Genomic DNA, 13358 nt, shown 5'->3' with positions numbered 1-13358 from the left:
GAGCCGATTGTTGCATCTTCGTCAATCATAATGGCTTGAATACTATCACTAGCAAATAATTTAATATTAGGAACCAATTGTAATAAATGGTGGAATGCTTCTTTTATGTGTTTAGGGTTCTTGTCATTAGGATTAAATCCCAGGCTCATTAATGCAATGGCAAAGATTTCTCGAGAATCGTCCAATAACATCAACTGCTTTCGCCAACGCGGTTGCCAAAGCTCTTGCCACTTCTTAGGAGGAGTATTCACAAAGGTCTGATTATAGAAAATACCTGTGGCCCCCCAAATTAGCGGAACACTATAATGGTTTCCAGGATCATAATCATTCTCAGTAAAGTTTGGCTCAAGATTGCTAAGATTAGGTAATTGACTTTGGTCAAGAAAAGAGAGCATTCCTTGTTTTTTCATTCGTTCTACAAAATAGGCAGAAGGCAAAATAACATCATAAATGCTATTGTTGCTTGCCTTTAATTTAGCATACATCGTCTCATTGCTGTCATAAGTGGAAAAATTAACCGTAATTCCAGTTTCATGTTCGAATTGCTGAATCACTTTTTTCGGAATTTCTCCACCCCATACGTAGACATTGACTACGCGTTCTGCACATAACGCGGTTGATATAAGAGATAAAATAAGAAGTAGGAAAATACGATTCATGGTGCTCGACTTGATAAACGATGTGAAAGAATGACCATTATCATTGATATTACAATGGTAATCGTACATAACGCATTAAGTTCGGGTGTAACTCCTGCCCTTACCAGCGAGTAGATGGTCAAAGGTAGGATGTTAAAATCAGGTCCTGCAACAAAGTAGCTTATAATCACATCATCAAAGGATAGGGTGAAGCAAAGTAAGAATGCGCTTAAGACCGCTGGCCATAGCAAGGGTAGTAAAATTTTTGTCAATGCAATAAAACGTGTAGCCCCTAAATCCAGAGCACTAAAGTAAATGTTAGGGTCGAGCGTATGAATGCGGCTATTAATTGTTAAAACAACAAACGGGATACAAAAGGTAATATGAGCTATTAGTAGACTAAAAAAGCCTAGAGGAATATTACTAGCATTAAAAAATATTAATAAAGCTACCCCCAGCACAAGGTCAGGGATAATAATTAATAGTAATAATATTGTATGCAGTGACTGGCGATGACGACTGCGAAATAAAAACAAGTTGACACAAGTGAGCAAACCTACAGTTGTAGCAATCGTTGAGGCACTTAACCCTAAGATAACCGAATGAATGAAAGATGCCCATAACCCACGATCATGAAAAAGTTCGTTATACCAGCGAATAGAAAAACCATGCCATTGTAAAGAGAACTTTGCGTTATTTACCGAATAGATAACCAAGACCAAAATTGGCAAATAGAGCATTGTATAAACAAGAAAAAGAAAGAGTTTTTGCGAAAATGTTTTCAATGTAACCCCTCCCTGTTTTGGCGTCTAAAGATTACGAGCAGGAGTAATAGCATTGCCGTTAAAATCATACTGGTTGCTGAGCCCTGGGGCCAGTTTCCCAGTACAAGAAATTGATCTTGGATTAAATTGCCTAATAAAATTGAACGAGCGCCTCCCAAGACATTAGGAATGTAGAATAATGTCATTGCTGGTAACAATACTAATAAGCATCCCGCTGCAATTCCACTAGCAGTATTTGGTAAAAAGACGCGGAAAAAGATATCCCATTTACTTGCTCCTAGATCTTTGGCGGCCTCAATAAGTCTGAAATCAAAGCGCTCCATATTGGTAAAAATTGGCAAAACCATAAAAGGAAATAAGTTATAAATTAATCCAATAATGACGGCAAAATTTGAATACAGTAGAGGAAGGGGCTTATCGAGAAGATGCAAATTCAAAAGAAGGGTATTAAGTACTCCTTTTGCTTTAAGAATAGCAATCAAAGAGTAGGTACGCACTAAAGAGCTCGTCCAAAAAGGAATAATAATAAGTAACAAGAGTAAGGATTGGTGCTTGGATTTAACTAGCAAATAACTAAAGGGATAAGCAAGAAGTAGACAACCACCTGTTGTAATCAACGCAATGAATAAAGAACGGAAAAAAATTTTTACGAAGGTGGGAGTTAGCAAGGCGGAGTAATTCTCTAATGTAAAAGGCATTGTTACTAGATGAACACTATCTCTAGATAAAAAACTGGCGATTAATACCAAACTGAGTGGTATTAAGCTAAAAACAATAAGCCAGATATAAATTAAAGAAATTGAAAATGATTTAGCTTTCATAATTATGATCACACAAAATTCTTATCATCCTGCGCAGGGTTTGGGAACAACGTCGTATCCTGAGGTTATTGCGGCTCGTGAGGCAATAAAAATTCCCAGCCTGTTAGCCAATGCACCCAAACTGTTTCATTGGGGGAATACTCCAATTTATCATCATCTTCATCAAAAAACTCTGATGCGTTAATAATTTTGCCTGAAGCTAACTCCACCTTTAAATCAACGGTAGAGCCTTTATAAATGATATCGATTATCTTGCCGGGTATCATTTCTTTGGAGTCTTCTATTTCAGATAAACTCCAAACTCTAATATCTTCAGGACGAACAATCAGATGCAATTTATCGCCAGGCTTGTAATGATTGGTATTTTTACAGTGCAGTGGAATTGATTCAATTTCAGTCAATAGAGTTTGATCAGAAACTTCATCAACTTCAATATCAAAAATATTGGCTTCACCAATAAATTTGGCCACGTAAAGATTTTTGGGCGTCTCATAAACTTCTCGGGGGGTACCAATTTGTTCAATATGGCCATGATTAAAGATAACAATTCTGTCTGACATAGATAGTGCTTCTTCTTGGTCGTGAGTCACGAAAATGAAAGTCATATTGAGCGTTTTTTGCAGCTGCTTTAACTCAGACTGCATGTCTTTACGCAAGCGATAGTCCAAAGAGCTTAAAGGCTCATCAAGTAATAGAACTTGTGGACGATTGATGATGGCACGAGCTATTGCTACACGTTGTTGTTGCCCACCACTCAGTTGTTTAATGTTTCGCGCTGAAAAAGCTTCTAATTGCACAAGACGTAAGGTTTCTTGCACACGCTCTGAAATCTCTTTTTCATTAATCCCTTTGCAACGTAAAGCAAAAGCAACATTTTCATAAACTGATAAATGAGGGAAGAGGGCATAGCTTTGGAATACTGTATGTACATCACGTTTCTGGGGAGGTAAAGAATTTACACATTGTCCGCTAATATAGATATGGCCTGCAGACGGTTGTTCGAAGCCAGAAATCATTCGTAGTAGTGTTGTTTTACCACAACCAGACGGACCTAGTAAGGTTAAAAACTCGCCATGATAAACAGATAATGAGACACTATTGAGTATGGTTGCTGAATTATAAGACTTATAAAGTTGTTTGATTTCTATAAGTGGTATCATGAGGTTTGGCTATAAAAAGGACAATTATGAAGTCTGATAAAGCACTTGTCCAGACCATAATTATATTTCAATCCCTGGCTGGTCTTCACAATACTTCATCAGCCGCAACGTCACAGTCAATCTGTACAATTACCAAGTAGAAAAGCCCCCAGTTGGTGATTGTAAACTACATACTTCGGAGATACCGCCATTGTTACAAACCACAGCTCCTGTCGCATCATCAACAGTTAAAACGCCTCCTTGCCAGAGACAGCAACCTTGGATTTTCTGTAAATCCATTACCGCATGTCGTGTGCAGTAGCAAGATGAATAATAGCCGTTATTGCAAACATAGCGACCAGCTGAGGAATCACAGTAGTTGATACCTCCCATGCTACCGCAACAATTCATCTTATCGCACTTTGGAATAAAAGTGGTTGATTCATCACAAATAACCGTAGTCTTTGCAAAACTAAGAGAAACGACTAGTAAGAATACAGTAGCAATGAATGAACTACACAATAACCGCATGACTTATTCCAACAATAATATTTGTTTATTTAGAATAACATAGGTACAAATAGAAAAAGAAGCTGTCTTTGGAATCTTTGATTACTCAGGCGTGTCATAATTCTCAGTGTGGATACAAAGCGTCTGGCAACCCTGAGTAAACCTTTATTTGCTATGGCAACGAATATTAGTACAGTATTTTGTGCGCTATTGACGATTATTTTGATGTCAAACGGGCAAAAAATGGCTGATAAATAATACTTTTATCTTAGCAAACCAAGCATTTATGATGTTCCTTGCCTTCTTTCATTTCTTTTAATAAAGATTGAATTTGTGTCCTCTCTTTCTTCTCCAGAGTTCTTCGTAATTGTTTTTCAAGAGTAGAGATAGGGGATTCTTTATAATAGTCTTTGGCTTGAGGATCAAAATCGTAATTTTCCCAGAGGTAACGTGCTGTTTTGTAAGCTTTTCCTTCTATTGCGGCAAGTAAGGGTGTTTTGTTTAGACTTAAGAGTACTTGAGCTGCAGGGTCAATTATCCCTCTCTTAAGAATTGCTTTAACCGTAGCAAGATCATCATGACGTGCCGCCATCATTAACTCACCCCACAGCTGATTTTTTAACCGAGCTTGCCTAGTTTTATCGAGATCCAAACAACTGTCATTGGCAATGCGATTAAATAAGCCACAGACTTGAGCGACACGCCCCAGGGTTTTGGCATTAAAAAAGCTAAATGTACCTACCAGAAGCTCTTCAGGAAGAGAAAAAATGTTAACTGGGTTTTTGAGTTTCATAAAGCCAAACTACGATTAATTGAAGTTCAATAATAATACATTTTGTTGGTTAAATTAATATTAAGAGCATTAATGCAGGACAATTAATCAAATTGGACTGATGTTTATATTAGGGTTCTTGAGGTACAACAAGCCACATAATTAAATAGACTAAAATAGTTGAACCACCTAGAAGCAGGAGGACAACAAAAATTAGTCTCATTATGGTGGGATCCATACCGAAATATTCAGCTAATCCTCCACAAACCCCCGCGATCATTCGCTCTCGACGTGAACGATAAAGTCTTTTTGGGGCGGGGGTGAGTTGTTTCATAGCTTCTATCCGGTTAAATGAACTGTTAAATTATAGTTTAGATCTAGCATTTTATCGCAATCATCCGGGGCTAAAATCGCATGGTGCTGAGAATATTCTCTCATAGTTTTTCCTACGAAGCTTTCAGTATTTTTTAAAAACAAGACAATTACCTACATAAAATACATTGCAAATGCTTCATTTGATTTCAATAATACTCTGACATGACAGATTTTTTCTAGTATAGAGTCAATAATAAGTAAATACGGAGCAAATCATCATACGGAGCAAGTCATGATAAAAACAACGATTTATTCTTTTTGCTGTTCATGCCTTATTGCAAATGTTGCTTTTGCTCAGGATATTTGTCAGAAAGCACTTGAAAGTATCTATGAGAAAGACAGCGACATTATTGCGGTTATAAAATTAAATACGCATGAAAAGCGCCTATATTCATCAACTGTTGAAGATAGTCAAGATTGTCAGACTTATCTTCCCTTCTTATCGGTTAAAGATCCTGATGTAATCCAGTCAAAAGATGGACTGTGTATGGTTTTGCCAGCAGGGGAGCTCAAACCAAATTTATGCGGATTACGCGTTACACTTTGTAATACGGAGAAAGATTGTCAAACCATTGATATTCATTTAAAAGCAGAGTCAGGCCGTTACGTGGGAGCAGAACCTGTCTATTATGAAATGACATTTCCTCAGCGATAGTCGGTTCGATGCCCTTTAATTCCCCAATAGCGATACGGGGGTTGGAATATCGGCATACTTCCATGCCGCATGAAATGCTTTCTCAGTTTGCTCGGCTTTGGAAGTATTACCCAGTTGCCGCAAGCTTTTTGTTAAACCAAATAGTGCCCATCCATTTTTGGGGTATTGTTTTAAAGCTTGTTCATATAGTGTAACTGCTTTCTTGGGCTGACCCCATTTTAAATAGGCATCTGCAAGCATTTCTTTAACAGGAAAATACCAATCTGGAGGCTCATGGTAACGCATATTTTGTTGTAATTTCATTGCCACTTGAAGATAACTTAATGTTGCCCCTTTGTCTTTTTTTGCGTTGGCGATATTGGCTTGTAAGACAGCCTGGGCAATTTTTAGAAGAGTTATGCCATTTTCTTGCAGGTTTTGATTATTAGGACCTGCTTGAATTATCTTATCAAGTGCATGTAATTCCTTATTTGCTGCTATCTGATCGTTAAGATGGACGAATGCCATACCGCGAGCGTAATGCCACATTCCTTGGGCATATTGATATTCATCGAGTGGTTTTTTCTCATTTAATAATTCTTTCCACATGGCAAAACGAGCTTTAACATAATAAGGAACGGGTATGAACCATTGCAGGGACGATTCGTTTGCCAACCAATCGGGAAAGGGGTTATCAACTAGGCTTGACGCAGCGGATAATGCGAGAGCCTTACGCCCTTCCATGGTTGCTGTAGTTCTTAAAAAATCATAATTATGGAGATAGAGGTAATTAATTTCAGGCTCAAATCCTTGAGCACGACAAGTTTTGTTATAATTATTAAATGCTGCAATCGCCTGTAAATTGGAATTACTACCTTCATGATAGAGTCCTGTAAGCATATAAATATGTGTTGGCATGTGAACCAAATGCTCAGAACCTGGCACAAGAGTTGTTAATAGATTGGCATTATCCAGGGCTTTTTCAGGGTATGGTGAAGTTTCTATGACGTGAATGTAATAATGATTGGCGCCAATATGCCTCTTATCTTTGGCAAGAGCCTCTTTTAAGACTGCAATAATCTGAGGCGTTACTGGATTAATTTTTCCATCGATATCCCAAAATTTCCACTCAATGGTTTCAAATAAAGCCCAGGCATAGAGTGCCTTAGCATGATTATCGAGAGGGTAGTTTTTTATCAACGCTTTCATTGCTGTCGTATAAGCGGCTATTTCCTCAGGTGAGGATTTATCAGAAGATGAGCTCGCATCATGGCAGCTAAAAGCACTTAGCATTTCTGGGATTTGTTCTTTGGGTGGATGCTTAAAACGAAGTGCCAGGGCATTAATGTAGGCTTGCTCAGTTGGTGTTTCATAGTCTTTTAATGTAACTGCTTTGTGAATTGCCTCCCTTGCTTCTTTATACTCTAAGCCAGACATGGGGGCATTCATTTTTGAGCTTAGTGCTAAAGCAAGTCCCCAGTAACACATACCACAATGAGGATCCAATTTTGTTGCTGCTTTAAATGAGCGAATGGCTTCACCCCATTCAAATCCGTAATATAATATCAACCCTTGATCAAAAAAGCGTTGGGCAAGAGGAACTTGGGTGGAGATGGGGAAGTCGATAGAGCCCAGATCATCAAATAAAGGGGCTTCCAGTTTCGTTTGTTGTATTTTGGCAAAAGAAAAATGAATGCTGCTAAAGAAGATCATTACTAAAACAACAATATTCCTAATTCTCATAAATTAACCTATATAGTTGCGATCCTGTTGAGTGAATCGATGGCATTTGTATTTAATTTAAGGATAAAAAATTGGTTATATCCAGGTATATAATTCACCCTGTCATTAGGATTTGTTGAGAATTGAGAGCTCAGTTTCATTTTCGCTTCGCGTCCTCAATTGTCAACAGGACGCTAGTTTTCTTCCAATACAGGAACATTATTGGTAAGCTCTTGTAAATCTAAATCCACAGATTCAATCTTTTGAAAACGTTGTGTTATTTTTTTAGCGGAAGTATTAACCTCACTGACATCCTGGTGTGCCAAGTCGATATGCTTGGATAATTTATCCATACGTTTCTCAAAGCGTTGGAAATCGTCAGCGAGCGCGTGCAAATGTTTTTGAATAATGTGCACGTGTTTTCGTGTTTCGTCATCTTTCAAAACAGCTTTGGCGGTGGTTAATACAGCCATCAGCGTGCTGGGTGACACTAACCAAACCTTTAAGCGTTGTGAAAGAGCAACAATCTCGGGGTAATTGGCATGGATCTCTGCAAAAATAGCTTCTGCTGGAATAAACATGACAGCACCATCGGCTGTTTCATTAGGAATGATATATTTTTCAGCAATGTCTTTTATATGTTTTTGCAAATCTTGTCGAAACTGCTGCTGTAACGATTTTCTCTCTGCTGAAGCTGCCTCGGTATTCATTAATTTTTGATAGGTTTCTAGCGGGAATTTAGCATCAATCACCACGTTACCAGTTGGGTCTGGTAAAAATAGAATGCAATCCGCTCTTTTTTGATTGCTTAGGGTGTATTGCATGCGATAGTGAGTGCTTGGTAAGACATTTCCAATAAGTGTTGCTAATTGCACTTCACCAAAAGCCCCTCGAGCTCGTTTATCTACTAACACATCTTGCAAACTAACAACATGAGTGGATAGCTCTGTAATTTTTTTCTGAGCTTCATCAATAATAGTTAAGCGTCTGACTACATCGGTAAATGTTGAAGAGGTCTTTTCAAACCCTTCTGTGAGTTTGTGATTAACTTGTTGAGTGAGGCTGTGCAGATGGTTCCTAATTTCCTCAGTGAGTGATTGCAAATGAGAGGTGAGAGAGCTTGCATGTTGTTTGAAGCTATGATTCATTTGCTCTCTTACATCTGTCATGTGGCGTTGTACAGTGTCACTAATTAACTGCTGGCTCGCTAACTGTCCTTGGGAAATTTTTTCTTGAACATGATGTTGGCTGGACTGGTAGGATTGCTGCAAATCAAGATGCAGCTGGTGAAGTAGAGAAGTGAATAATTGTTGTATTTTTTCAAATTGACTTTCAGTGACAGAGCGTTGCTTGGCTTGGCGTACAATTATCCACACTACTAGAAAAAATTGGAGGGCAAGTGCTAAGACTATGCCCTCGATTAAAGAGAAAGAAGAAAAAGAAATCATACTATCCTAAAGTTGTTAATTCGATGGGTGTATTGTATTCGTATACAGGTTTCAACTGGCCAAAATCGATCAGGTGAAGATAACCAAGGTAATAGGGCGCTTTATAACCAGTTTTTAGATTAGAATCAAATGCAAAGTTGATGGTGTGTTTTCCCTGGGATAACCAGGTTGCTGATTGTACCGCGGTAATAGGATGTATTTTTCCCTCGGAATCGCTGCCAAAAAGCACCGCTTCTAAAGCATAACGACTGCCGGTTGCCACTTCAACTTTTGCATAAAAAGACAAAGGCTCATTTTGCAATGCTCTGATTTTGTGGATAGTGGCTGAAGGAATCACATAAGAAAAAGCTGTATGAGCCTGACGAGTAATGATTTCATCCGCTATCTGCGTTGAAGTTTCAACAGCCACATACCAATTTTCACCTTGGGCATTTTTATCCGATAATAAATCTATCTGAGCCTGATAAAGATTGTTACTGAGTTGTTCGAGATTTAACGATGTGACTTCACCATTGGGATTTACCAGTGTTGCGCTGATGTCATCTATTGGGTAATTGAATTCATCATCGCTTAGTTTAATAGTAACTTGCAACTTATCGCCATAATGGTAGCGAGCTTTATCTGTTTCAATGTTCAGGTAGGTTGGGGCATTTTTATCGTAAACTTGAATAATAAAAGAGCCGTTGCTATCTATTGATTGAGAACTACTAATAATAAATTTGCCGGCTCCTAGCTCTGGTTTTAATTGAAGCGCCAAAAGCTGCCCCGCAAAAGCCGTGTCCTTTAAAGCTTCATTTTTTGAAAATAAACTGGAAGCCTCTTGCAGACTAAATTGTTTCCCTTGACTATTTTTAATATAAAAATTGGGGCTGGCAGTTAATGTTGAATTGGTTGAAGAAACATGAATGACTGCGCCGGGTGCTTGAGTATGAATGGCAATGCCATTCTTTAATTGCTGTGGTGTTGCTTTAATTTGATATTTACGGCTAGATTGTTGATGCATTACCTTTTCTTCTAAATTGTTATCATCCGTTGGCCAACTTGAATTTAAATCATCATGAGACAAGCTCTCACATTGCTTACACTCATAAGAATAGATAGTTTGGCTTGGTAGGGTGATTGCTAGTGATTGAGTAAACCATACCGTTGTTAAAAGTATTAGATATTTTGATCTCATTGCAACGCTCCTTGTGCAAGCAAATCTTTGCGAAGAACTTGTTCGAAATTAAAGCAAGAATGTCTGCTTTGATTATGGCTTAAAGGAATTTGATCATTTGTTTTTTGCCAATCATAGAACCAAATTTTACCTGCAAGGGATTGTGAGCTGCAGTTTAAAAAACCATCAGAGCAGTCCTCTAAGTAAATTTGTGTAATTTTCAAACCAGTATTAAGTAGGTAGCCATTACAATAACTGGCTTTTGAAATTGGTGAAGCTGTCACATCAGTACCAACGACAACGCGAAATGGTACAGGAAGTGAGGGACGACCACTGGTTCCAAATAATATTTCCGCATTATAAAGTGCCATGTCACCGACGCGTTGCTGTTTGACTGAATCATTTTTATAGCCAAGCAACCATCCCACTTTTGATTCAAAACTATGACCATCCATCACCTCATCGGCTAAAGGTGTACCGCCACTGGATGGAGCTAAAGCAATGACTTGGTTTATTTTTTTGCTTAAAGTCATATAGCGATTATCATAGCTTGGATTAGATAAAATCCAGCGGATTACGTTTGCACCATTAGAATGGGTATAAACAATTAACTTAGTAATTTGTTTCTTATTGATAAATTCTAAAAGTTGATTGGCAACGCAACCTGCGGCACTTTCATGCCACATGTAATGAGTAAAATCACAGGCTAGCACGATATTGTTATCAGAATTGGGTAGGGCTTTTGCTAAAGAATCAATAAACCCCCTTTTCCAATAGCCGCCATCAGCATCTTCACGGTGATCATTGGTGCCATGCACAAACGCGATGCCTACATTTTCTCCTACGGTAGCAGAATAACCACAGGAAGAGGCAATCAATAAAATAAGGCAGGCAAAAAAACGTTGTAAGTCCATTTATTTTCGTCCTTGTCTAAACCCAAGAGAATATCTATAACATACCCTTACTTCTGTCAGCAAGAGGGTAGTTTTTTCTCACAGAAAAGTTACTATTCAGGTATTTGCAAATGAGGAGATAATGCTAAACTGCTTATTTTAATTAAGGGACTCTAGTGGATGAGTCAAGATATTACGCTTAAAAAAATCAATAGCTTGCGCGATCAAATCAGATTATATGATTATCATTATTATGTGCTGGATGCTCCTCTTGTACCCGATGTTGAATATGATCGTTGTTTTAAAGAATTGCAGACCCTTGAGAATGAAAACCCTCAATACATTACTCCTGATTCCCCAAGTCAACGTGTGGGTGTTAGTCCTGCCGGTGCTTTTGAAGAGGCTATCCATGTAAAACCAATGCTGTCATTGGCTAACGTGTTTTCCACAGAAGAACTACAGGCATTCATGAAGCGGGTTGCAGACAAACTTGATGAGCAAGAAGAGCACTTATTATTTACTTGTGAGCCAAAATTGGATGGTCTGGCCGTTAACTTAACTTATAAAGATGGTTTATTGGCTTATGCTGCAACTCGTGGCGATGGTGCAGTCGGAGAAAATATTACTAATAATATCAAAACGATCGCGGCTGTGCCTTTGAAAATACTTACCGATAATCCGCCTAAGTTAATTGAAATTCGTGGGGAGGTTTATATACCAAAGGCTGGTTTTGAAGCCTACAATGCTAGAGCAAGAGTAACTGGTGAAAAGACTTTTGCTAACCCACGCAATGCAGCAGCTGGTAGTTTGCGGCAATTAAATGCTGCAATTACGGCATCCAGACCACTAGCAATCTATTTTTATGGAATTGGCGCTTGTGAGGATTTTCAATTGCCGGATAGCCAGTTTGGGCAATTGGAGCTTTTGAAAAGTTGGGGTTTCAGAGTTTCTAGCGAAACCAAAAAAGCAATTGGTTTACAAGGTTGTCTTTCATTTTATCAAGCCATGCTAAAACAGCGTATGGATTTACCTTATGAGATTGATGGCGTTGTTTATAAAATAGATAATATCGATTTACAGCGTGAATTAGGGTATGTAGCCCGTGCTCCTCGCTTTGCCTGTGCCCATAAATTTCCAGCTAGCGAAGAAATGACAGAGTTAATGGCTGTCGATTTTCAAGTAGGTCGTACGGGTGCGATAACCCCTGTCGCCCGCTTAAAGCCAGTAAGCGTTGCAGGTGTTACGGTAAGTAATGCTACATTACATAATATGGATGAAATTCAGCGTAAAGACATTCGCATTGGTGATACGGTGATTATTCGTCGAGCAGGCGATGTTATTCCTGAGGTTGTCTCGGTTGTTCTTGAGAAGCGCCCGTTAGAAACGAAAGCCATTCATTTACCAACCCATTGCCCGGTTTGTAATGCAGATGTGATTCGCGAAGAAGGAGAGGCCGTTGCACGTTGTACAGGAGGTTTGTTTTGCAGTGCACAACTTAAGAGGATGCTTTGGCATTTCGCCTCACGTAAGGCTATGGCAATTGACGGTTTAGGGGCTGCTCTAATTGATCAACTAGTCGAAGAGCGGTTAGTGAAAGATATATCGGATCTTTATAATCTTGATTTGCAAGCCATTACTGATCTTCCTCGCATGGGGAAAAAATCTGCAGAAAATTTACTGGCAGCAATTGAGAAAAGCAAAAAAACAACGTTTCCCCGCTTTTTATATGCTTTGGGTATTCGCGAAGTTGGGGAAGTAAGTGCACGGGTTCTAGCGTCAGAATTTCCCGATATTGCCTCTTTAAAAGCTGCTTCGGTTGAGCAGTTAATGTCACTAAAAGATATTGGCCCAGTTTGCGCTTATCATGTAGTACACTTTTTTGCACAAGCTCATAATTATGAAGTCATCAATAAATTATTAACCTGTGGAGTTCATTGGCCTCATGAGGAACGTAAACGTCTGGATGACCAGCATCCTTTTTATGGTAAGACAATGGTGCTTACAGGCACTTTATCAGTGATGGGGCGTGAGGATGCCAAAGCTCGCTTATTGTCGGTTGGTGCTAAGGTTTCAGGCAGCGTTTCGGGTAAAACAGATTATGTTGTGGCAGGAAATGAAGCTGGTTCCAAGCTTGATAAAGCCATGGAGCTTGGAGTTAGGGTATTGAGTGAGGATGAATTTCTCGCTTTGCTTACTTGACTAAAAATATTGTGGCTACCATCATACTAATTTACATTAGACTTCTTTCTAAACACTACTGAGGCAATTCCTGCCTCAGTAGTGTTTAGAAAGAAGTCTATTAATTGTTAGGGATTTATATTTTGGTAATACTTGGCAGATTAGGGCGAATACTTGTTTTATTGCTAAGTACAGCTGTTACTTCTCATGCAAGCAGTTGGATTTTTAATAATCCCTATCCTGATGACGATGCTTCAGAAAAAATTTATTATTCATCTTTTGCCGAA

The 13358-nt window shown here is 38.7% G+C and carries 13 protein-coding genes; 2 read left to right on the top strand and 11 right to left on the bottom strand.

Annotation, left to right across the window (positions count from 1 at the left end; all coding sequences use genetic code 11):
* The 7 genes from Lbru_RS09430 to Lbru_RS09400 all read right to left on the bottom strand — a co-directional run.
* On the bottom strand, positions 1-659 hold a 659-nt coding region (locus tag Lbru_RS09430), incomplete at its 3' end, for an ABC transporter substrate-binding protein (RefSeq protein WP_157061509.1).
* A complete protein-coding gene (locus Lbru_RS09425; protein WP_058441890.1) occupies positions 656-1423 on the bottom strand; it encodes an ABC transporter permease subunit in 768 nt (255 codons plus the stop codon). The genes Lbru_RS09430 and Lbru_RS09425, both read right to left, overlap by 4 nt.
* The gene (locus Lbru_RS09420) at positions 1420-2244 is read right to left on the bottom strand and encodes an ABC transporter permease (RefSeq protein ID WP_058441889.1); all 825 of its coding nucleotides are present in this window, start codon (positions 2242-2244) and stop codon (positions 1420-1422) included. The genes Lbru_RS09425 and Lbru_RS09420 overlap by 4 nt, the downstream gene beginning before the upstream one ends.
* 65 nt (positions 2245-2309) lie before the next feature.
* Positions 2310-3404, bottom strand: coding sequence for a spermidine/putrescine ABC transporter ATP-binding protein PotA (gene potA, locus Lbru_RS09415; RefSeq protein WP_058441888.1), 1095 nt, complete (start codon positions 3402-3404; stop codon positions 2310-2312).
* Positions 3405-3533: 129 nt separating this feature from the next.
* Complete coding sequence (locus Lbru_RS09410; RefSeq protein WP_058441887.1) at positions 3534-3914, bottom strand: hypothetical protein; 381 nt, start codon at positions 3912-3914, stop codon at positions 3534-3536.
* A 247-nt stretch (positions 3915-4161) separates the two neighbouring features.
* Positions 4162-4686: an F-box-like domain-containing protein gene (locus Lbru_RS09405; RefSeq protein WP_058441886.1), complete on the bottom strand. Its 525-nt coding sequence runs from the start codon at positions 4684-4686 to the stop codon at positions 4162-4164.
* 109 nt (positions 4687-4795) lie between these two features.
* A complete protein-coding gene (locus Lbru_RS09400) occupies positions 4796-4999 on the bottom strand; it encodes a PspC domain-containing protein (protein WP_058441885.1) in 204 nt (67 codons plus the stop codon).
* Positions 5000-5272: 273 nt separating this feature from the next.
* Here Lbru_RS09400 and Lbru_RS09395 point away from each other — a divergent pair, with 273 nt between their 5' ends.
* Entirely contained in the window at positions 5273-5695 is a 423-nt protein-coding gene (locus tag Lbru_RS09395) for a hypothetical protein (protein WP_058441884.1), read from the top strand.
* Positions 5696-5710: 15 nt separating this feature from the next.
* On the opposite strand, the gene Lbru_RS09390 is transcribed toward Lbru_RS09395, so the two are convergent.
* The 4 genes from Lbru_RS09390 to Lbru_RS09375 form a co-directional block, all read right to left on the bottom strand.
* The gene (locus tag Lbru_RS09390; RefSeq protein WP_058441883.1) at positions 5711-7417 is read right to left on the bottom strand and encodes a tetratricopeptide repeat protein; all 1707 of its coding nucleotides are present in this window, start codon (positions 7415-7417) and stop codon (positions 5711-5713) included.
* Positions 7418-7590: 173 nt separating this feature from the next.
* Positions 7591-8844 (bottom strand): DNA recombination protein RmuC, encoded by a 1254-nt coding sequence (locus Lbru_RS09385; protein WP_058441882.1) that lies wholly within the window; start codon positions 8842-8844, stop codon positions 7591-7593.
* Between the two features lies 1 nt (position 8845).
* Positions 8846-10021: a DUF4785 domain-containing protein gene (locus Lbru_RS09380; protein WP_058441881.1), complete on the bottom strand. Its 1176-nt coding sequence runs from the start codon at positions 10019-10021 to the stop codon at positions 8846-8848.
* On the bottom strand, positions 10018-10914 hold the full coding sequence (locus Lbru_RS09375; RefSeq protein WP_058441880.1) for a hypothetical protein: 897 nt from the start codon (positions 10912-10914) through the stop codon (positions 10018-10020). Before Lbru_RS09375 ends, Lbru_RS09380 begins: the two co-directional genes overlap by 4 nt.
* Positions 10915-11073: 159 nt before the next feature.
* Here Lbru_RS09375 and ligA point away from each other — a divergent pair, with 159 nt between their 5' ends.
* A complete protein-coding gene (gene ligA / locus Lbru_RS09370) occupies positions 11074-13092 on the top strand; it encodes an NAD-dependent DNA ligase LigA (protein ID WP_058441879.1) in 2019 nt (672 codons plus the stop codon).
* The last annotated feature ends 266 nt before the right edge of the window (positions 13093-13358 follow it).

Source organism: Legionella brunensis (assembly GCF_001467025.1).
GTDB lineage: Bacteria > Pseudomonadota > Gammaproteobacteria > Legionellales > Legionellaceae > Tatlockia > Tatlockia brunensis.
The sequence above is the reverse complement of the archived record's forward strand: the minus strand, read 5'-3'. Positions and strand labels throughout refer to the sequence as shown.